This window comes from Lysobacter sp. yr284 (assembly GCF_900107375.1).
GTDB lineage: Bacteria > Pseudomonadota > Gammaproteobacteria > Xanthomonadales > Xanthomonadaceae > Lysobacter.
Map to the genome: position 1 here is coordinate 49,913 of NZ_FNPT01000006.1, position 19,069 is coordinate 68,981.

A 19,069-nucleotide genomic window follows, 5' to 3' on the forward strand; every position below is an offset into this window, starting at 1 on the left:
GCGCGCCGCACGCACGCGGCACGGCCGCTTACTTGGCGAACTCGTCGAGGAAGGCGCGTTCGTGCGAGGTCGGCGCGTTGAGTTCGATCATCGCGGCCTTGAACTCGGCGGCCGAGGCGCTGTTGGCGCGCAAGGCTTCGCTGGCCGGAATCGCCGATCCCTTCTGGAGCACCGTCTTGATTACCGCGGGACGCTCGTTACCCATGATGCAACTCCCTTTGGTCGAAGAAGACTCAAGGGCGCGCCGCCGGGCCCGGCGGCGCCGAGGTTGCGGTTCGTCCTTGTGCCGCAGCCTGCGGCTGCGCGTCCAGGCTCCGGGCGCGGCGGGCAATCGTCAGTGATGGCGATCACAAATGCTTCGGCGATCAGCGTGTGCGGCGACCGGTGGCGGCGGGGCCCGGCGGCTGAATGCGCGCGCCTCGCGCCGGGCCGCCGGGATGATCCGCGGCCGCCGCTTTTTGCGAGTACCGCCATGCCCGCTGCAGCGACAGCCGGGCTATCGGCGCGACCCGGGCGATGCCGTCGGCAACGCGCAGCGGGCGTTCGCGCCGCCCACCGCATGTTTCACCACAGGAGCGAGCAGCATGAAATGGTTTTCGGCACCCACCCTGGTCCTGCTGGCGGCGATCGGACTGATCCAGTTGTCCGGCGCCACCGCCGCGGCGGTCACGCCGCCCTTCGTCTTGAACCCGGCCTTGTGCGCGCCGGTCTGCGGCGCCTCGCAACTGGCCGATAGGTCCTGGATCAAGCCGGGACGCGCGACGTACGAAGATCAGAACGTCGAAGTCGACATCGACGCCGCGGATCTGCTGCAGGCGGGCCAGGAAAGCGTCTTCGTCAGCACCATGTCCGGCGACCAGGCCTTCACGCCCACGGGCCAGTTCACCGCCAACGCGACCGGCGGCGGCATCGGCGTCGTGCTCGGATCGGCCCAGCCGCCGTATCACCCCAACTGCGTCGGCGCGACCGCGCAGAACCGCCAGTTCGGCATCTTCGGCTACACCTGGGCCGATCCCTGGGCGTCGACGCCGGGCGTGCGGGACTGCAAGAACATCGCCAAGGGGCTGCTCACCCGAGGCACCATCGTGCACGTGTCGATCATCACCAACTGTGGCCGCGGCCTGGCGCCGGTGTGCGCGGTGACGGCCACGCTGACCAACAAGGCGACCGGCGCGGTGCTGGCGCAGTCGAGCCTGTCCGGCGTGAGGATCAAGAACCCGCTCAACGCGCGCAAGATCTGGTACGGCGTGAGCAACTTCTACGCCGATTCGCCGAACTACCCGGTGAGCTTCGCTCCGGGCAGGGAGACCTACTACGCCGAGGTGGAACCGCAGTGCAACCCGATCTGCCCGTGAGGGCGGTTCCTCCGCGATCGGTTGCGTGCCGCGCCGGCGTCGCGGACGCGGGTTGAACCTGCGGAGCCGGGCCGCGCAGCGAGCGCGACCCGGCTCCTTGCAGGGCGAACCCGCCTGTCCGGCTCGGGCGCCGCCGCGCTGCGGCGTCCGCCCGGCTGGGGATCACGCCGCCGGCGGCGCGCCTTCGGCGGCGGCCTGGAATTGCTCGAACACCTCGCGTTGCGCCGCGAACGCGCGCTGGTAGGCCGGCCGCGCCGTGGCCCGGGCGAGGTAGGCGGCGAGGTTGGGATAGGCCTCGACCGTGCCGAAGCGCGCCAGCCGCAGCAGCACCGTCGTCATCAACAGGTCGCCGGCGCTGAACGCGCCGTCCAGCCAGTCGGCGTCGCCCAGGTGCCGCGACAGCTCGCCGAGCCGGCGATGCACGCGTTCGTCGAGCATCGCCGCGCGCTCCGCGTACCAGCTGCGCTCGCGTTCGAGCACCTCGGTCATCGCGCGTTCGAAGATCGGCGGCTCCACGGTGTTGAGCGCGGCGAACATCCAGGCGATGGCGCGCATTCGCGCATTCGCGTCGGCCGGCAGCAGGCCGGGGTGGCGTTCGGCCAGGTGCAGCACGATCGCGCCGGACTCGAACAAGGCCAGCCCGCCGTCCTGGTAGGTCGGAATCTGGCCGAAGGGGTGCAGCGCCAGGTGCGCGGGCTGCTTCATGCCGGCGAAGGAGAGCAGGCGCACCTGGTAGGGCTGGCCGAGTTCCTCCAGCGCCCAGCGCACGCGCATGTCGCGCGCCAGCCCCTTGCCGCGGTCGGGCGAGGTTTCGAAAGCGGTGATGATCGGGGTCATCCGTGGGCTCCGGTGATCGTTCGAGAACGGCCGCGCGCTGCGCGGATCATGGCAGAAGGCGGCTGCGGGCGGCCGCGCCGCGCGCGGCCCGGCGCGTCGCGGCCGCACGGAGCGGTTCGCAGCGCGGCCGCAAGCCGCCTTTCGCTATAGCGACGAACCGCCGCCGGCGAAATCGACACGCGGCGGCGCGCGGCGTTCGGTACGGGCGCGAACGCCCCGCGCGGCCGACGCGCGGCGTCACACCGGTCCCGTACCATGCGGCCATGCCGAACCTGCCCGCACACGATTACGCCGACGGCCACGTGATCCACCTCGTGCCGAGGCTGGCGCCGGCGCCGGGCCCGGCGCCCGCGGCGCTGGAGCTGCCCCGCCGCCTGGGGCCGGCCGGGCGGGCCTGGTTCGCGTTCGCCAACGCGGCGGTTTCCGCCGCGTCGATGGCGGCGCTGTTCCTGCTGTGGACGCACGCGACGCCCGGCTGGTGGTTCGATCTGATCTTCACCGTCATGCTGGTCGGCCTCGCGGCCGCGCCGTGGGCGATCCTGGCCGCGTCGATCCGGCAGGCGAGGTTCGAGCGCGGCCTGCAGGCGCTCTGGGGCGACATCGGACGCCGCGCGATCGCCGCGGACGCGCGGGTGATCGAGCGCGACTGGACGCTGAGCGAAGACGGTTCGGTGGCGTCCTTCATCCTGACCGTGCGCACCGCCGACGCTGCGTCGCTGTGCGGCCGCTGGCAGCCCGCGGCTGCGAGCCAGGGTTTGCTGCAGGCGCAGGTGCCCGGGGTCGGCGCCCAGGCGCGGGTGTGGCGGGTCGCGGACGCGCCGGCCGGCGCGCCGCTGGTGATCGAAGCGGCCGATCCTTCGGTCGTGGCTTGAGTCGCTGTCCTGCGGTGCCGGCGCCGACGCGCCGCGATTGAGTCCAGGCGATGCGGGCGGCGTGCGCCGCATCCGCCGCGCTATCGCCGCCGGCGCGGCCAACGCGTCGGCGTTCGAAAACTACGTTGCCGCATCGATGCCGGCTGCGCGCTTGGGCGAGAACAGGACGGCGGGCGGCAGCACGCGGGGACAGGCGCTGCCGTACCGCAGTGCGGCAGCGCCCGGGCGACGCTTCAAGCCCGGCCCGGCCGCGAGGACGCGAACGCGGCGGCCATCGATCGACTCGGCGAACGCGCGCAAACGCGATCATCCGCCGCCGGCGGCCGGGTTTTCGCGGACGGATCGGCAGGGGTAGGGAGGACGGCACCTCGACGCGTTTGGTTTTCATACAGGGCCGTTCCCGCGCCAGGGGCCGCAGTTCGAGATCGTGGCGGCGGGACGCTCGCGCCGACGCGGCAGACGCGGGTCGCGCTGGTTGGGGCCAGCGCGGCCGCACCGGATTCCGTGGTTCTTCAACGAGTCCGGCCCGGTGCCGACGCTTGCGCGGGTCCTGGCTTCGTATCTCCGTATCGACGTTCACTCCGATCCATCCGTAGTTCCGCCCCGCAACCTGCGCGCGATCCCGGATCGGCCGGCGCGAAGCGCCAGCCGCGATGGACGCGGCGCATCCGACGAACCAAAGGAGTTGGTGGCATGCGACAGACCTTCAAAAAGCGCACGGCGTTGAGCCTGGCGACCTTGGCCGTACTGGCCAGCGCGACGGCGCAGGCGCAGCAAGGCGATCCGCTGTACCGGTACCAGTGGCATCTGATGAACTACGGCCAGCAGGTGCTGGGCGACACCCGGCCCGTCTCCGGCATCGACCTGGGCATCGACGACCTGCACGACTACAACATCCGCGGCAAGGGCGTGATCGTCGGCGTGCTCGACGAGGGCACCGAGATCCGCCATCCCGACCTCGCCGCGAACGTGGTGCCGAACGGCTCGTGGAACTTCAACGACGGCAGCCACGACCCGACCCCGACCTCCCCCGACGCCGCCCACGGCACCTCGGTCTCCGGCATCATCGCCGCGGTCGGCTGGAACGGCATCGGCGTGCGCGGCGTGGCCCCGAGCGCGCGCCTGAAGAGCTTCAACTTCCTCGACTCCGACGCCAACGACGCGCAGATCCAGTACGCCTGGTGGGACGGCCCGGAATCCAAGGACGTCGCCATTTCCAACAACAGCTGGGGCAGCACGATCCCGCTGTTCCCGACGGTGATTTCCGAAAACGAACTCGCCGCCTGGGAAAACCCGATGTCGGCCACCCGCGGCGGCCTGGGTACGGTCTACGTCAAGGCCGCCGGCAACAGCTTCGCCAGCGTGCCGCATTCGCTGTTCGGCGAGCTGTGCCCCGCCAGTTCCGGCCAGGTCGGCTGCAGCCAGTCGATCAACGACACCGAGGCGAACTTCTTCAACGTCATCACCGTGGCCGCGGCCAACGCCGCCGGCAAGCGTTCGAGCTACTCCACCCCGGGTGCCTCGGTGTGGGTGTCGGGCCTGGGCGGCGAGTACGGCTGGGAACGCGCGTCGGTATCGGTGAACGCGCCGGCCGGCTTCGCCGACCGCCAGCCGGCGGTGCGCTTCGATCCGGCGATCGTGACCACCGACCTGAGCGGCTGCGTCAACGGCTACAACGCCAACGCGGTGGTGCCGCCGGAGTTCGTGTCCGACCTCAACCTCAACCGCCTGGAGTCGGACCAGTCCGCGATCGACAACACCTGCAACTACGGCGGCACCATGAACGGCACCTCGGCCGCCGCGCCGACCGTGTCGGGCGTGGTCGCGTTGATGCTGCAGGCCAATCCCAAGCTGAGCTTCCGCGACGTCAAGTACATCCTGGCGACCACCTCGCGGCGGATCGATCCGAACCAGGCGGCGGTGACCAATGCCGACGGCACCGTGCTTTCGGCCGGCTGGACCGTCAACGCCGCCGGCCGCGCCTTCAGCAACTGGTACGGCTTCGGCCTGGTCGACGCGACCATGGCGGTGACCCGCGCGACCGGCTTCAAGTCGCTCGGCCGCCTGGTCGACAGCGGCTGGCAGCCGGCCCAGGTGGCCGCGGCGCTGCCGATCGGCAACGTCGCCGCGCCCGCGCGCGCCACCGTGCGCATCGCCGCCGGCGCCGGCCGGGTCGAGGCGGTGCAGATCGGCATGGCCTCGGACTACGCGCTGGACTTCCTGGAGTCGACCACGCTGCGCGTCAGCCTGATCTCGCCCAGCGGCACCCGCGCCATCGTCGTCCCGGCGGGCGCCGCGTTCGCCGCCGACACCATGACCTTCGACCTCGCCGCCGCCAACGCGTTCCTCGACGAAACCGGCACCGGCGACTGGACCCTGGAAGTGGTCGACACCGCGCTCGCGGCCGGCGCCGAAACCAAGGGCAATCTCACCTCGTTCAAGATCCGCGTCCTGGGGCACTGAGCATGAAAATCCAATTCCTTCCGTTGTGCGCCGGCTTGCTGGCGATGAGCGCGATGCCGGCGGCGCTGGCCCAGTCGTACACCAAGCAGGCCGAGTTGGGCCTGGCCGCGACCGGCGAGACCTTCTCGATCGGCCAGACCCAGTACCGCATCGCGCCCGCGGCCGAGGTCAAGCGCGCCGACGCCGCCACCGACCCGCGTCGCGATGTGGTCGTCGGCGAGTACGTGGTCGAGCCCAAAGCCGCCGTCGCCAACGCCCGCAGCAAGCGCGCCGTCGGTGCGGTCGCCGGCAACGGCCTGGGCGCCGCGGTCTCGGCCAACGGCCGCGCCGTGGTGGTCGCGCCCGAGCTCAACGTCTACTTCAGCAACGCGGGCGTGGTGGACGCGTTGGTACGCGAGACCGGCGGCACCTTGCTCTATTCCTCCACCGCCGGCGGCAAGGCGACCATCGGCTATGCCTCGCTGGCGGAAGCGATGAAGGCGCGCCAGCGCATCCTCGGCAAGGCCGGGGTGAAGGAAGTCAGCCCGCGCCTGGTGCAGCAGCGCAGGGTGGCCTGGTAAGCGCAGGCGCAGCGCCCGCGCAGTCCAAGGCTGCGCGGGCCGTTGCAGGCGCTGCGATACGGGCGCGGCGCGAAGCTCGCGTCGCGCACGCGGACGGTCCGCATCGCGGATCGTTCTGCGGCAAGGCTCCGCGTGTGGACGCGGAGTCTTTTCGTTTGCGCTCGACGGATCACCGGCCGGCGCCATCGCGGCCGGCCGCGCCCGCGGACGCTCAACGCTCCAATTCGATCAGCAGCGAGCGCAGCAGCCGCGCGTCCGGCATCTGCTCCAAGCCGATGCCGGCCGCCTCGAACCACGACGCGTCCGCCTCCGGATGCGGACCGCTCAACACCACCACGCCGCGGCCGAAGGAATAGCGCGCCGCGGCGAGGTCGTCGTTGGCGTACGTCGCGATCGCCTTGAAGCCCGGGTCCTTCGGCGCGCGCAGCAGGTAAGGGCCGTCCTGGTAGAAGACCGTTTCCTGTCGGCCTTGCCAGCGCACGGCGACGGCGGCGTCCTCGCTGTCGACGACGGCGAAGCCGGGCCGGCCGACTTCCGAATCCAGCTCGTGCGGGACGAGCCCCAGGCCGGACGCGCTGGCGAGATAGGCGCCCATGCACAGCCCCAGGTAGCGGCCGCCGTGGGCGACGTAGTCGTGGATGGCGTCGATGCGTTCCTCGCCCAGGCTGGCGAGCGCGCCGGGAATGTCCTGGCCGCCGCCGGGTTGCGCATAGACGTCGTAGCGGGCGAGGGTCTGCGGGGTGATGTCGGCGGCTTCGCCTGCGCCGACGAAATCGACGCGGTACTTCGGGTGCAGCCGTTCGATCGCGCGCTTCAGCGTTTCCGGACAGCGCTCGCACGAGGCCGGGCCGCGATAGACCGCCACCCGCACCGTGCCGCTGTCGCGCGGATCGCTTCGGGCGGCGGCGGGCGAGGGCAGGGCGAGCGCGCCCGCCACGGCGAGCGCTGCGATGTTCAGGACGAAGCCTTTCATGCGGTGGCGAGGGCGACGAGGGGACAGCCCGCATCCTGCCCGCTTGCGGCGCCGTTGCCGGTGCCGATGGGTACTGGCGTGTACCCGTGTGTAATCGCCGGCGGTGCGGCCTGTCCTGGCCTGCGGCGCGAACGCCCGCGCCGGCCGCGCGCGGGCGCGCCGTACGCGAGCTGGGCCATGCAGCGCGCAGCGTTTCGCGACCCAGCGCACAGTTGACGACACGCGTCGGCATCACGGCCTTATTGCGCCCGCTTACGCGTTTGTTGTGAATATTGCCGGGCGATAGCATGGCCGTCCCGAGGCCCCGGCGGTGTCGCGCCGGGGCCGCAGCGGCCGCTCGCGGCCGCCCAACGAATTGCGGAGATGCCGTCATGACCAAATCTTTCGTCGACGAGATCGGCGCCGAACGCGCCCAGGCGCTGGCCAGCAAAGCGGTCGCCGAGGCGATCGCCGAAGCCGATGCGCGGGGCCTGCCGCAGGTGGTGAAGATCGACGGCGTGTGGTGCCGCCGCTACCCGGACGGCCGCGTCGAACCGGTCGAGGGAGGGCGCTGAGATGCCCGGCGACGATCTGCCGCGGATGATCGTGTTCGCCGGGCCGAACGGCTCGGGCAAGAGCACCATCACCAAGAGTTGGAGCGAAGAGCCCGGTTTCCCGAAGGACGGCTACATCAACGCCGACGAAATCGCCAAGGGCATGGAGAAGCAGTATCCGGACTACCAGGAACGCAACTTCCGCGCCGCCAACATCGCCGAAGAACACCGCAAGCTCGCGCTCGACAGCGGCAAGCCGTTCGCGTTCGAGACGGTGATGTCGACGCCGGGCAAGCTGGCGCAGTTCGACGAGGCGCGCAACAAGGGCTTCAGCGTCGACCTGGTGTTCGTGACCACCGAGCATTCGCAGATCAACAAGCAGCGCGTGACCAATCGCGTCGCCGACGGCGGACACGGCGTCGACGGCGCCAAGATCGTCGAGCGCTACGAGCGCGCGATGGACCTGCTGCCCGCGGCGGTGGAAAAAGCCAACACCGCGACCATCTACGACAACTCCGGGCGCGAGCCGATCGTGGTCGCGAAGAAGCTGGAAAACGGCAAGATGGTGTATCCGCAGGGCGAAAACACCCCGGATTGGGTCAAGGAGCGCCTGCAGAAGCCGCTGGAAGCGCGCGACGCCTCGCGCGCCAACATCGACCGCGAACTGCACGCGCGCGCGCCCGGCGCCGAGGTGCGCGCGGCCGACATCAGCGCCGGCCACGAGTACCGCGGCCGCGTCGCCCTGATGACCTCGCAGCACGTGCTGCAGCATGTTTCCGGCCCGAACTTCGTCCTGCACGACCGCTCGCTGACGCCGGCGGTGGATTTCGCCAAGGCGCAAAAGGACCCCGGCTTTCCGGAGGTCAACGTCTCCTACAAGTTCGGCGCGGACGGCAAGCATCCGCCGGTGGCGCCCGAGGCCGTGCAGGCGCAGGGCCAGCAACAGGCGCAGCAGCAGGCGCCGTCGGGGCAGGCGCCGGGACAGGAGCCGACCCAGACGCCGCGTTCGAAGCTGTAGGCGGGCGCGGCGACGGGCGGCGACGGGCGGCGCCGCACGCAGCCCCGCGCTGCGGGGCTGCGTCGTATGGGGCCGGCGCAGCGCTGTTCGGGCTGCGCGCACGATAAGGTGGCCGCGCGTGACGCGCCACGCACGACAGGGAGGTCGGATGGAACCGGAACGGCTGGTTGGCGCCGCGATCGCGGCGATCGTCGTGCTCGGGTTGATCGTGAAGTTCCTGCCCAAGCGCAAACCGCCGTCGGCGGTGTTCCAGTGCGGGCGTTGCGGCACCGCCGCGCGCCACGACGAGCGCACCGCGCAGGCCTGGCGCAGCGGCAAGCGCAAGTTCTTCTGCCGCGCCTGCCACGCCAAGTGGTTGCAGACGCGTCCGCCGCGCGAACGCGAATCCCCTGCCGGCTCCGCCGGCCGCTCGGGCTGCCTCGGCGTACTCGCCTGGTTCGCGCTGCTGCCGATGGGCGGTGCGCTGTTGTGGGCCAGCGTGGTCTGACCGCGACGTCGGGCGGCGCGAGCGCGCCGCCCGACGCATGCCTCAGTTCAGCTCGCCGCCCGGCGGCGCGATCCTGAAGCAGGTGCCGCGCTGGGTGGTGAACGACCCCGACCACAGGCCCCAGCCGGCCGGCTGCGGATCGACGCAGCCGCGGCTGATGTACTGCACGCCGCGCACGTTGCCGGCCGAGTCGGCGTAGGTGCGTATCTCCACGTACGCGCCGGGTTGCGAGAACGCCGGGGCCGCGACGCTGGCGATCGCCAGTACCGCCGCGGCGGCGGCGAACGTCCATTGTTTGTTGCGCTTGCGCATGTGCATCTCCTTGATGGGCGCCGCGTGGAGCCGTGCGGTCGCGGTGGTGGCTCCGGCGCCGCGACGCGGCTGCGTCGCGGCGCAAGCGCCGAAAGCGTGGCGGGGGCTGGCGATTGCGAGGTGTTCGCTCGTATCCGGGCGGTTCGACGTCCGCGGGCAGGCGAGCGTGCTCTGCGCCGGGCGCGCGCCGTCTGTGACCATGCGGATTGGATCGGAAGGCATCGGTGCGGCATCCCTGCGGCGGCGAAACTCGACGACGACTCGGCCTGGGCCGACGCTTCTGCCGTGAGCAGGTTCGGACGCGATTCGAGCCGGTCGCAGCGAACTGACCGCGCGCCATTGCGTGAAGTTCGAGCCGATAGCGCGAACCAGGGATGCGATCACGCTTTCATCGTTCAGCGAATTTTGCAGCCATCGGATGACGCGTCGCGTCGCGATTGCACGCGTCGCACGCGATCGATGCGATTTTTCGATCCGGTTTGTACGTTGATCGCTACGCCGGCGGGTTCGGCCGTCGTCACGCGCGCAGCGCGTGCCGATTCGATAGCCGAGGAAGGCGCGTGCGACGAACTGCTCGAGCAGCGGGGCCGGTTCTACGACCCGATGCGCACGTCCGACCACGGCGTGCAAGCCGATTCCGGCGAGCGCGAGGCGGTGGTCTGGACGCGGCGGGGCAGGCGGCGGTCATCGCCCGCAATCGCGGCGGCGCCGGACGCCCGGCGTTCGCGCCGCCGAATCGGTGCGAAGCCGCGCGACGATCCGCGGCCGGCTCGTCGCTGCGGCGATGCGCAGACGCAACGCCGCACGACGCGGCGATCAGCGACGCCGAGGTCGCCGCGGCGCCGCGCTCACTGCGCCGGGCAGGCCGGATCCTGTCCCGCGTACTTCGCGCAAATCTTCTGCCGGCACTGCAGCCCGCGCGCGGTGTTCGCCTTCGGGCATTTGCGCAAGCTCGCCTGCACCGGGTTCGCAGGGGCGGCGGGCGTGGCCGATTCTGCGGCCTTGGCCGGCTTGGTAGCGCTCTTGGCGTTGGTTCCGGCGACCGGCTTGGCCGCGGCCTTGCCGGCGGCCGTCGCGCTCTTCGCGGCCGCCGCCGAGGCCGCGGCGTTCTTCTTCGCCTCGGCCGCGCTGTCGGCGTTGACCTTGCGGATCAGTTGCTCGAGCGCGTCCTGGTCTTCCTTGGCGTTGCGGTTGCGCGCCTTGGCCTTGCGCTTGCCGCCGGACTCGGCGTCGGTATCGATGTTGCCCAGCAGCACCGCCATCAGGCCGTCGTCGTTCTTCTTCGCCTCGCCGCGGCGCTTGCCGGCGGCCGGCGCGGCGCGCGCAGTCGCGAGCGGCGGCTTCGCGCCGGCCTTGGGCGGCGTCGCCGATGCGACTTGCCTGGGTGCGTCGGCCGCGGTTTTGGCGGCGGGCTTGGCCGCGGGTTCGCCGGGATCGAAGGGGTTGTCGTCGTCGAGCACGATCTTGGCCGGTTCGACGATGGCGGCGGTGCCTGTCGCCGGCAACGCGGGAGCGGGCATCGCCGGCGCCGGGACGGTGGACGCGGATGGCGCGGGCGGCGGCGTTGCTACCGCGGCGGGCCGCGTCGCCGCTGCGCTGGCCGCTGCCGGCTTGTCCGCGCTCGCGACGGTCGGACCGGAATCGAAGGGTTCGTCTTGGCTGCGCAACAGCAGATAGCCGCTGGCGACGAACACTGCGACCAGCCCGAAGATCAAGGCGAACGGTTTGCCGCGGCGCCGCGGCGCAGGCGCGGCCGGCCGCTCTTTGCGGCTTTCCATGTCTGCTAGGATTCGCCCGGTCGGCAGCGGCTCGGCGGAGCGGTTTTCCGCTCCCGAGATCAGGCTCGGACGACTCGGCTTACCCTGTTGCCGATCCACATGGACTCCTTTCCATATTCGGCCTGGTCGAAACCGGCTCGCCGGCATTCTCAGCGAACGCGAACGCAGCCGTCAATTCGAGCGCAAACCGGCGGGACGCCGCAGCGCTCGCCCCACAATCTCAGGACGAGGCGCGGCGAGTGGTCTGGTTGGCGGTAACAGTTTCGTTCCTGGTTTTCGCGGTCGCCGCGTGGTGGGCGATGTTTCCCGGCGCGCGCGACGAGGCCGGCGGGCAGGCCGGGCGGATGCTGCAGCGCGGCAGCGCATTCATCGAACGCCTGCGCCGGCGCGCGTCGCAGCAGACGCGCCAGTCGGGGCAGGAATTGCGTACGAAGGGTGCCGGTTACGTGCGGCGCGCTTCGCGCAGCAAATATTTCCTGATCGCCGCCGCGCTCATGGTGATCGTGCCGGTGAGCCTGATCCTGGGCCTGCGCCAGAAGGTGATCCTCGATGGCGGCACCGATCCGGTGCCGGTGGCCACCAGTTCGCAGATTCGCGAGTTGCTCGAAGGCGAGAACCTGGTGCCGCCGGAACCGCCGCCGCCGGAGGTGTTCGTCGAGGCCGAGCGCGAGCTCGCGCAACTCTCGCCGAGCGCGCGCCTGAGCATCGCCGCGCCTGAGGAGATCGTCAGCGCCGACCGCCGCTGGGAGCAGATCGACCGCGATTTCAGGCAGCGCGTGCTGGCGATCTACAAGGTCATGGAAGGGCGCGGCATCAAGATGGTGCTGGTCGAAGGCTTCCGCAGCGCGCAGCGTCAGGCCGAACTGGCCGCCGCCGGCAAGGCCACCCGCGCCGGCGCCGGGCAGAGTTGCCATCAATACGGCCTGGCCGTGGACAGCGCGCCGATCCGCAACGGCAAGTTGCAGTGGGACATGAACGATCCTTGGACGCGCGAGGCCTATCACCTGTACGGCCAACTCGCGCAGGAAGCCGGGCTGGAGTGGGGCGGCAACTGGCGCAGCATCAAGGACTACGTCCATCTGGAGCAGAAAGACCGTTGCCGCGCCGCCCGGCGCGCGGCCGGCGCGGGCTGAGGCGAGCCGCCGCCGCGCATGCGCCCGCAGCGCCGGCGCGCGCGCCGCAAGGCCGCCCTGGCCGGGGTGTTAAGCCGCCCCACTCCTGCTATCGTCCTACCTGACATCCGGATCGTCACTCGCCAACAAGGAGCATGGCCATGACCCGTCCCTCTATTTGCGTCGGCGATCCCCGCGATCACGGCGGCTTCGGCGTGGGCGCTGCGCAGGGCCTGGGCGCGGACGAACGTGCGCAGGCGCGATGTGAAGATGTGATCGTTCGCACAGTGCGCCGGATCGCCGCGCACGAACGCGCAGCGACGACCGGCTGATGGGCGCGCCGACACCTTAAGCACAGCGGACGGGAGCCTCAAGGATGAGATTCGTGTGCGGCACCGGCTTCGCCGCAAGCGTCGACGGCCCCGGCAGCAACGGGGTCGGGAGCGCGGCGGCATGAAGACCTTCAAGCTCGTGCTGTGGCTGGCCTTGCTGACCGGCGCGATCTGGTTCGCGGTGGTGCTGGCGTGGCAGGTCAACGACGTGCAGCCGAGCGGATCGGCGCTGGTGCTGTATCTGGCCGGCTTGCCGCTGCTCGCGATCGGCGCGGTGCTGGCGGTCGGCTACGGCCTGCGCCGGCGCCGGCAGCGCGCGCAGGGCATGGATGCCGATGCGGCCACGCCGGCCGCGCAAGCGTTCGTCGGCGAAGGCGAGCAGGCGCCGCGCGCATACGCGCTGCACCTGCACGCGACGGCGGTGAATCTGGTCGTCGGCGCCAGCGCCGAAGCCGCGGCGGCGGCCTTGGTCGAGCCCGTGCGGCCCGGCCTGCATCCGACCCTCAAGGACGAAAACGGGCTGCCGGTGATGGCCGCGCAAGTGGACGACCTGGACACCGAGGCCGTGGCCGAAGCGCTGCAGGCCGCGGCCGGAAGCGACGCCGTCGAGCGCGTATTCGCGCAAGAGCATCTGCGCGCGGTCGCACTGCTGGAACCGGTGCTGGAAGAACTGCTGGGCCTGGAGGCCGCCATCGTGACCGGCGCGGCGCCCGCGGACGCGCCGCCCGCGCTCGTCGCCGGTCGCCGCAGCGAAGCCGCGGCGCCGCCGAAATCGCGTTTGCGCACGCTGATCCTGGTCGCCGATTCATGGCCGCAGCCGGCGCGCCAGCAACTCGGCGACTGGGCGCTGGCCAAGGCCGCGGCGCTCGACCTGCCGGAAGAACGGATCGCGGTCGAGGTGGTGCCGGTGGCGCAGTCGATCGAGGCCTGGGCGCTGCTCGATCGCATCGGCCAGCGTTATCGCGACGAAGTCACGCCCGATCGCCATCTGCTGCTGGCCTGCGCCTCGCAACTGAGCGAGGGCGCGGTCGAAGCGCTGCAAGCCGCGCGCCGGCTGATCGGCCACGACCGCCCCGAAGGCCTGATTCCCGGCGAAGGCGCGGTCGGCCTGTGGCTCAGCGGTCCGCCGGAGCCGGGCCAGCCGGCCTCGCCCGACGCGCTGGAGCTGCGCACGCTGCAGCGCGGCCACGTCGCCGCCGGCACCTCCAGCCGCAACGCGACCCGGCAGACCTCCGAACTGATGGCGCGCGCGCTCGCCGCGGCCGGCCGGGACGCCGACAGCGTCAAGGCGGTGGTCAGCGATGCCGACCAGCGCCCGAGCCGGGCGATCGAGATCGCCAGCGCGATCGCCGCGACCTGTCCCGAGCTCGATCCGATCGGCCACAACCTCAGCCTCGGCGTCGCTTGCGGGCATCTCGGACCGGTCGCGCCGTGGGCGGCGATCGCCGTGGCCGCCGCGCAGGCGCGCGCCGAAGGCGGGCCGGCGCTGGCGATCGGCCTGGCCGACGGCGAGGCCCGCGCCGCGCTCGCGGTGATGCCGGTGCCGCCGCCTCCATCGCCACCGGCCGAGCCCGACGGCGATCGGGCCGGGTAAGCAGTCGACGATACGCAAGCAGTCATTAAACGGACGAAGCATTTGATGAGCAGGCTCAGATATTTCCTCACCGACTACCGGGTGATCGCGGCGATCGGCGTGTTCAGCGTCGGCGCGGTGGCCTATTTCGGCGCCGACAAGCTCAAGACCATCGGCGGCTGGATCCTGGTGCTGGCCGCGCTGGCGCTGCTGGTGTGGCTGGCGGTCTGGATCGTCCGCCGCGTGCTCGCCGCGCGCGCGGCCAGGCAGCTCGACGCGATGGTGCAGCAGCAGGCCGACCAGGCCGTGGCCGCGTCCAAGCCGGCCGCGCGCGCCGATGTGGAGCAATTGCGCGAGCGCATGGCCGAGGCGGTCAAGGCGATCAAGTCGTCCAAGCTCGGCCTGCTCAAGGGCAGCGCGGCGCTGTACGAACTGCCGTGGTACACGATCATCGGCAACCCGGCCGCCGGCAAGAGCACCGCGATCCTCAACTCCGGCCTGCGCTTCCCGTTCGAGGACAACCGCAGCAACGTCATCCAGGGCCTGGGCGGCACCCGCAACTGCGACTGGTACTTCACCACCGAAGGCATCGTGCTCGACACCGCCGGCCGCTACACGGTCAGCGCCGAGGACCGGCTGGAGTGGCTGACCTTCCTGGACCTGCTGAAGAAGCACCGCCCGCGCGCGCCGCTCAACGGCGTGATCATCGCCGCCTCGATCGCCGAGCTGTCCGGCAGCAAGCCCGAGTTCGCGATCGAACTGGCCAAGAACCTGCGCCAGCGCGTGCAGGAGCTGACCGAGCGGCTGGAAGTGTTCGTGCCGGTGTACGTGGTGTTCACCAAGGCCGACCTGATCGCCGGCTTCGCCGACTTCTTCCAGGGCCTGGACCCGGCCGAGCGCGAGAACACCTGGGGCGCGACCCTGCCCTACGATCCCAAGGGCGAGACCGACGCGCTGGCCGCCTTCGACACGCACTTCGACGAGCTGTCCGAAGGCCTCAAGGAAATGAGCCTGTCGCAGATGGCGATGCGGCGCGGGCGCGAAGTCGGCCCGGGCCTGCTGACCCTGCCGATGGAGTTCACCGCGATCAAGCCGGCGCTGCGCACTTTCATCGCCACCTTGTTCGAAGAGAACCCGTACCAGTTCAAGCCGGTGTTCCGCGGCTTCTACTTCACCAGCGCGCTGCAGGAAGGCGTATCGGTGCAGCACGCCTCCGAGCGCATCGCGCGGCAGTTCTCGCTGCGCCCGCGCGCCGGCGCGTCCGAGCGCGCGCCGATGTCGGACAACGGCCATTTCCTGCTCGGCCTGTTCCGCAAGGTGATCTTCGCCGACAAGCAACTGGTCAAGCAGTATTCCAGCCCGGGCCGCAGCCGCCTGCGCCAGGTGATGTTCCTGGCCTCGTTCGCGCTGCTGGGCCTGTGCCTGGCCGGCTGGGGCTGGTCCTACACCAGCAACAAGCAGCTGGTGGCCAACTCGGTGCAGGACCTGCGCCAGGCCAAGACCCTGCAGGAGGGCCGCTTCGACGTGCAGTCGCGGATCCAGGCCCTGCTAGTGCTGCAGACGCGGCTGGAAGAGCTGCGCAGCTATCGCGACAAGCATCCGCTGTCGATGGGTCTGGGCCTGTACCAGGGCGACCGCATCGAGAAGAAGGTGCGCGAGGAATATTTCCACGGCATGCGCCAGCTGATGCTGGCGCCGGTGCAGGGCAAGCTGGAGGCCTACCTCAACGAAGTGCTGGCCAACCGCGCCAAGCTCAAGGTGACCGACGCCGCCGGCGCCGCGCCGCAGGTGGCCGCGCAGGTCAACGCCGGTCAGACGCTGTACCAGGACGCCTCGCCGACCGACGCCAACGACGCCTACAACGCGCTCAAGACCTACCTGATGCTGGCCGACCGCAGCAAGGTCGAGAGCAGCCACCTCAGCGACCAGCTGACCCGGTTCTGGCGGCGCTGGCTCGACGACAACCGCGGCACTATGTCGCGCGAGGAACTGGCGCGCTCGGCCGAGCGGCTGATGGCGTTCTACGTGAGCCAGTACGAACAGCCGAACTGGCCGACCATCGACGAGAAGTTCGCCCTGGTCAGCGACAGCCGCAACGTGATCAAGGGGGTCATGAAGGGCACTCCGGCGCGCGACCGCGTCTACGACCAGATCAAGCAGCGCGCCTCGGTGCGCTTCGCGCAGATCACCGTGGCCTCGCTGATCGGCGAAGAGAACGCGCGCGCCGGCGTCGCCGGCAGCTACCGCGTGTCCGGCGCGTTCTCGCGCAAGGCCTACGAGGACTACGTCAAGGACGCGATCAAGCAGGCCGCCAACGAGCAGCTCAGCGCCACCGACTGGGTGCTGGCCGATACCGTGCAGGGCGACCTGACCCTCAGCGGCAGCCCCGAGCACATCGCGCGCGAACTCACCCAGATGTACAAGACCGAGTACGCGCAGGAATGGCGCAAGTTCATGCAGGGCGTGACGGTCACCGACTTCGGCAATTTCGACCAGGCCGTGACCCGCATGAACGCGATCGGCGACCCGCAGAACTCGCCGTTGCGCAAGGTCCTGGAGGCGGTCAACAACGAGACCATCTGGGACAACCCCGAGGCGGCCAACAAGGCCCTGGGCGTGGCCAAGAAGGGCATCGTGGAGTGGTTCAACCGCACCATCCTGCGGCGCCAGCCGTCCGGCATGAACGTGCAGGTCGATCCGAACACCGGCAAGCAGGTGGCGATCCAGATGGGCCCGGTCGGCGCCGAATTCGCCGGCCTGTCGCGCCTGTTCGCCCAGCGCGACGGCGGCGCGCCGATGATCAACGGCTACTTCGAGGCGATGGGCAAGCTGCGCTCGCGCCTGAACGGGATCAAGACCCAGGGCGATCCCGGTCCGGGCGCGCGCAAGCTGATGCAGGAGACGCTGGAGCGCGGCTCGGGCTCGGAGATCTTCGAGATCGAGAAGATCATCGACGAGCAGATGCTCAACGGCCTCAACGAGAGCCAGCGCGAAGCGATGCGCCCGTTGCTGGTGCGTCCGCTGATGCAGACCTTCGCCGCGCTGATCCGGCCGACCGAGGGCGAGATCAACCGCACCTGGGTCGAACAGGTCTACCAGCCGTTCGAGGACGGCATCGGCAAGCTGTATCCGTACAACGCCGGCTCCAGCGCCGAGGCCACCCAGGCCGACCGCGACGCGGTCTTCGGCGCCAGCGGCTCGATCTCCAAGTTCGGCAGCGAAGCGCTCGGCGCGCTGGTGATCCGCCGCGGCGCGGTGATGACGCCGCAGCAGTGGGCCAACATGGGCATCAGCCTGCGGCCGGAGTTCACCAGCAACTACTCGGGCTGGGTCGGCGGCGCCAGCGGCGGCAGCCGCGGCGACGCCAACGCCGGGATGGTGATCGAGATCCTGCCCGGCGCCGCGAGCGGTCGCGAGTACACCATCACCATCGACGGCCAGACCCTGCGCTACCGCAACGAACCGCCGCAATGGAAGACGGTCGAACTGGTCAATTCCAGCAGCGTGCGCATCGATGCGGTGACCCTGGACGGCCGCACCGTCGAGGTGTTCAACGAACCCGGCTCGAAGGGCCTGAACCGCTTGTTCTCGGTGGCCAACAAGGGCCGCGGCGCGGGCGACAAGCACTTCCTGATGTCGGTGGACAAGGACGGCGTCTCGGTCGATTTCGAACTGCGGATCATCCGCGTGCCGGTCCGCTCCGACGCCCAGGCCGACACCGCCAAGCCCGCATTGCGCCTGCCGCGCGAAGTCGCGGGCGCGCCGGCGGCGGCCGCGGCGCCCACGGGTACCGGTACGGGCACCGCGCCGGCCGCGCCGGCGGCGACTCCGGCGACTCCGGCGACTCCGGCGGCTGCGCCGGCGGGAGGCGTGTGATGGCCGTGGCCGAAACCCTGGCGTCGATGAGCTACTTCGGCAAGCTGCCCTCGCGCGGCGATTTCGTGCGCACCTCCGAAAGCCACCAGTTGATGGTGCTGCTGGACCGCTGGGCCGGCTCCGGAGTCGAACTGCTGGCGCAGGATCCGGGCTGGAAACAGCTCTACGACACCGCGCCGCCGATGCACTTCGCCTTCCTCGGCTCGCGCAGCCGGCTGGCGATCGGCGGCCATTTCCTGCCCAGCCGCGACGCCACCGAGCGGCGCTTCCCGTTCCTGTCGGCGACCTACCTCGACATCAGCCAGCCGCTGGCCTTCATCGGCCGCAGCCCGCTGGTGCTGGCGCGGGTCTGGGGCGGCCTGGCCCGGTTGTGCAGCCAGGCCGTGCGCGCCGAGGACGCCGCCGACAGCCTGCGCGAGCTGTCGGAGAACAAGGTCGCGGTGACCACCGATCCCGGCGTCTACGATGCGCCGTTCGCCGATTTCCTGGACATGCAGGACGTCGGCGCGCTGCAGTCGCTGCTGCACCAGTCCGGCCATCCGCACGTGCAGCTGCGCTGGGTGCTGCCGGCGCTGGGCCTGCTGCTGCAGCCGGTGCTGACCGGCGCGGCTTCGCAGATCGACAAGGCGCTGTCGTTGCCGCTGCCGCGCGACGCGCTGTACCGGCCGATGGTCGCCGCGTTCTGGCTCGACCTGGTCAGCGGCTTCCTGAGCCGCGCGGATTTCGAACTGGCGGTGATGATCCAGGAGACGCCCGCGCCGCGCCTGGTGGTGGGCTTCAACGGCGCCGACGGACGCACCCTGCAGGCGGTGCTGGACCCGCACGTCGGCGGCGAACAGATCATCCGCGTCGACGATGCCGAATGGGTGGACAACCACGTCGCCGGCGACTACGCCCTCAACAAGCTGGTCAGCTACATCGGACGCGACGACCTCTCGCTGCGCGTGGCCCGCAAGGCCTTCGGCGAAACCTTTCTCGGAGCGTGAGC

Annotated in this window: 17 protein-coding genes; 12 read left to right on the plus strand and 5 right to left on the minus strand. The window is 70.8% G+C overall.

Annotated elements, in window-relative coordinates; all coding sequences use genetic code 11:
* Positions 1-28: 28 nt before the first annotated feature.
* The gene (locus tag BLV01_RS26265) at positions 29-205 is read right to left on the minus strand and encodes a hypothetical protein (RefSeq protein WP_175485881.1); all 177 of its coding nucleotides are present in this window, start codon (positions 203-205) and stop codon (positions 29-31) included.
* A gap of 379 nt (positions 206-584) precedes the next feature.
* Here BLV01_RS26265 and BLV01_RS11775 point away from each other — a divergent pair, with 379 nt between their 5' ends.
* Positions 585-1,355 (plus strand): hypothetical protein, encoded by a 771-nt coding sequence (locus BLV01_RS11775; RefSeq protein ID WP_091799310.1) that lies wholly within the window; start codon positions 585-587, stop codon positions 1,353-1,355.
* Positions 1,356-1,517: 162 nt separating this feature from the next.
* Here BLV01_RS11775 and BLV01_RS11780 read toward each other — a convergent pair whose 3' ends face one another.
* A complete protein-coding gene (locus tag BLV01_RS11780) occupies positions 1,518-2,192 on the minus strand; it encodes a glutathione S-transferase family protein (protein WP_091799313.1) in 675 nt (224 codons plus the stop codon).
* A 263-nt stretch (positions 2,193-2,455) separates the two neighbouring features.
* Here BLV01_RS11780 and BLV01_RS11785 point away from each other — a divergent pair, with 263 nt between their 5' ends.
* The 3 genes from BLV01_RS11785 (at position 2,456) to BLV01_RS11795 (ending at position 6,087) form a co-directional block, all read left to right on the plus strand.
* Complete coding sequence (locus BLV01_RS11785; RefSeq protein WP_091799316.1) at positions 2,456-3,064, plus strand: hypothetical protein; 609 nt, start codon at positions 2,456-2,458, stop codon at positions 3,062-3,064.
* A 693-nt stretch (positions 3,065-3,757) separates the two neighbouring features.
* Entirely contained in the window at positions 3,758-5,527 is a 1,770-nt protein-coding gene (locus tag BLV01_RS11790) for a S8 family serine peptidase (RefSeq protein ID WP_091799319.1), read from the plus strand.
* Positions 5,528-5,529: 2 nt separating this feature from the next.
* A complete protein-coding gene (locus BLV01_RS11795; protein WP_091799321.1) occupies positions 5,530-6,087 on the plus strand; it encodes a hypothetical protein in 558 nt (185 codons plus the stop codon).
* Between the two features lie 211 nt (positions 6,088-6,298).
* Here BLV01_RS11795 and BLV01_RS11800 read toward each other — a convergent pair whose 3' ends face one another.
* Positions 6,299-7,060: a BPL-N domain-containing protein gene (locus tag BLV01_RS11800; protein WP_091799324.1), complete on the minus strand. Its 762-nt coding sequence runs from the start codon at positions 7,058-7,060 to the stop codon at positions 6,299-6,301.
* A gap of 371 nt (positions 7,061-7,431) precedes the next feature.
* On the opposite strand from BLV01_RS11800, the gene BLV01_RS11805 reads away from it, so the two are divergent.
* From BLV01_RS11805 to BLV01_RS11815, 3 genes are all read left to right on the plus strand, one after another.
* Positions 7,432-7,614 (plus strand): hypothetical protein, encoded by a 183-nt coding sequence (locus BLV01_RS11805; RefSeq protein WP_091799327.1) that lies wholly within the window; start codon positions 7,432-7,434, stop codon positions 7,612-7,614.
* Position 7,615: 1 nt separating this feature from the next.
* Positions 7,616-8,611: an AAA family ATPase gene (locus tag BLV01_RS11810; protein WP_091799330.1), complete on the plus strand. Its 996-nt coding sequence runs from the start codon at positions 7,616-7,618 to the stop codon at positions 8,609-8,611.
* 148 nt (positions 8,612-8,759) lie between these two features.
* Complete coding sequence (locus BLV01_RS11815) at positions 8,760-9,098, plus strand: hypothetical protein (protein WP_091799333.1); 339 nt, start codon at positions 8,760-8,762, stop codon at positions 9,096-9,098.
* 42 nt (positions 9,099-9,140) lie between these two features.
* On the opposite strand, the gene BLV01_RS25435 is transcribed toward BLV01_RS11815, so the two are convergent.
* Together BLV01_RS25435 and BLV01_RS11825 are read right to left on the minus strand one after the other, a co-directional pair.
* The gene (locus tag BLV01_RS25435) at positions 9,141-10,040 is read right to left on the minus strand and encodes a hypothetical protein (protein WP_139178633.1); all 900 of its coding nucleotides are present in this window, start codon (positions 10,038-10,040) and stop codon (positions 9,141-9,143) included.
* A 218-nt stretch (positions 10,041-10,258) separates the two neighbouring features.
* Positions 10,259-11,335, minus strand: coding sequence for a hypothetical protein (locus BLV01_RS11825; RefSeq protein WP_139178634.1), 1,077 nt, complete (start codon positions 11,333-11,335; stop codon positions 10,259-10,261).
* 92 nt (positions 11,336-11,427) lie between these two features.
* On the opposite strand from BLV01_RS11825, the gene BLV01_RS11830 reads away from it, so the two are divergent.
* From BLV01_RS11830 to tagF, 5 genes are all read left to right on the plus strand, one after another.
* Positions 11,428-12,321: a M15 family metallopeptidase gene (locus BLV01_RS11830; RefSeq protein WP_254782621.1), complete on the plus strand. Its 894-nt coding sequence runs from the start codon at positions 11,428-11,430 to the stop codon at positions 12,319-12,321.
* 140 nt (positions 12,322-12,461) lie between these two features.
* Complete coding sequence (locus tag BLV01_RS26270) at positions 12,462-12,632, plus strand: hypothetical protein (RefSeq protein ID WP_175485883.1); 171 nt, start codon at positions 12,462-12,464, stop codon at positions 12,630-12,632.
* Between the two features lie 121 nt (positions 12,633-12,753).
* A complete protein-coding gene (locus BLV01_RS11835) occupies positions 12,754-14,226 on the plus strand; it encodes a hypothetical protein (RefSeq protein WP_091799344.1) in 1,473 nt (490 codons plus the stop codon).
* Between the two features lie 45 nt (positions 14,227-14,271).
* Positions 14,272-18,081, plus strand: coding sequence for a type VI secretion system membrane subunit TssM (gene tssM, locus BLV01_RS11840; protein WP_254782622.1), 3,810 nt, complete (start codon positions 14,272-14,274; stop codon positions 18,079-18,081).
* The gene (gene tagF, locus BLV01_RS11845) at positions 18,081-19,067 is read left to right on the plus strand and encodes a type VI secretion system-associated protein TagF (RefSeq protein ID WP_091799350.1); all 987 of its coding nucleotides are present in this window, start codon (positions 18,081-18,083) and stop codon (positions 19,065-19,067) included. The genes tssM and tagF overlap by 1 nt, the downstream gene beginning before the upstream one ends.
* Positions 19,068-19,069: the final 2 nt, after the last annotated feature.

Bases quoted from the DNA above. Each gene is read 5' to 3' on its own strand.
- BLV01_RS26265 (WP_175485881.1), bottom strand. From the start codon at position 205: ATGGGTAACGAGCGTCCCGCGGTAATCAAGACGGTGCTCCAGAAGGGA.
- BLV01_RS11775 (WP_091799310.1), top strand. From the start codon at position 585: ATGAAATGGTTTTCGGCACCCACCCTGGTCCTGCTGGCGGCGATCGGA.
- BLV01_RS11780 (WP_091799313.1), bottom strand. From the start codon at position 2,192: ATGACCCCGATCATCACCGCTTTCGAAACCTCGCCCGACCGCGGCAAG.
- BLV01_RS11785 (WP_091799316.1), top strand. From the start codon at position 2,456: ATGCCGAACCTGCCCGCACACGATTACGCCGACGGCCACGTGATCCAC.
- BLV01_RS11790 (WP_091799319.1), top strand. From the start codon at position 3,758: ATGCGACAGACCTTCAAAAAGCGCACGGCGTTGAGCCTGGCGACCTTG.
- BLV01_RS11795 (WP_091799321.1), top strand. From the start codon at position 5,530: ATGAAAATCCAATTCCTTCCGTTGTGCGCCGGCTTGCTGGCGATGAGC.
- BLV01_RS11800 (WP_091799324.1), bottom strand. From the start codon at position 7,060: ATGAAAGGCTTCGTCCTGAACATCGCAGCGCTCGCCGTGGCGGGCGCG.
- BLV01_RS11805 (WP_091799327.1), top strand. From the start codon at position 7,432: ATGACCAAATCTTTCGTCGACGAGATCGGCGCCGAACGCGCCCAGGCG.
- BLV01_RS11810 (WP_091799330.1), top strand. From the start codon at position 7,616: ATGCCCGGCGACGATCTGCCGCGGATGATCGTGTTCGCCGGGCCGAAC.
- BLV01_RS11815 (WP_091799333.1), top strand. From the start codon at position 8,760: ATGGAACCGGAACGGCTGGTTGGCGCCGCGATCGCGGCGATCGTCGTG.
- BLV01_RS11825 (WP_139178634.1), bottom strand. From the start codon at position 11,335: ATGCCGGCGAGCCGGTTTCGACCAGGCCGAATATGGAAAGGAGTCCAT.
- BLV01_RS26270 (WP_175485883.1), top strand. From the start codon at position 12,462: ATGACCCGTCCCTCTATTTGCGTCGGCGATCCCCGCGATCACGGCGGC.
- BLV01_RS11835 (WP_091799344.1), top strand. From the start codon at position 12,754: ATGAAGACCTTCAAGCTCGTGCTGTGGCTGGCCTTGCTGACCGGCGCG.
- tssM (WP_254782622.1), top strand. From the start codon at position 14,272: ATGAGCAGGCTCAGATATTTCCTCACCGACTACCGGGTGATCGCGGCG.
- tagF (WP_091799350.1), top strand. From the start codon at position 18,081: ATGGCCGTGGCCGAAACCCTGGCGTCGATGAGCTACTTCGGCAAGCTG.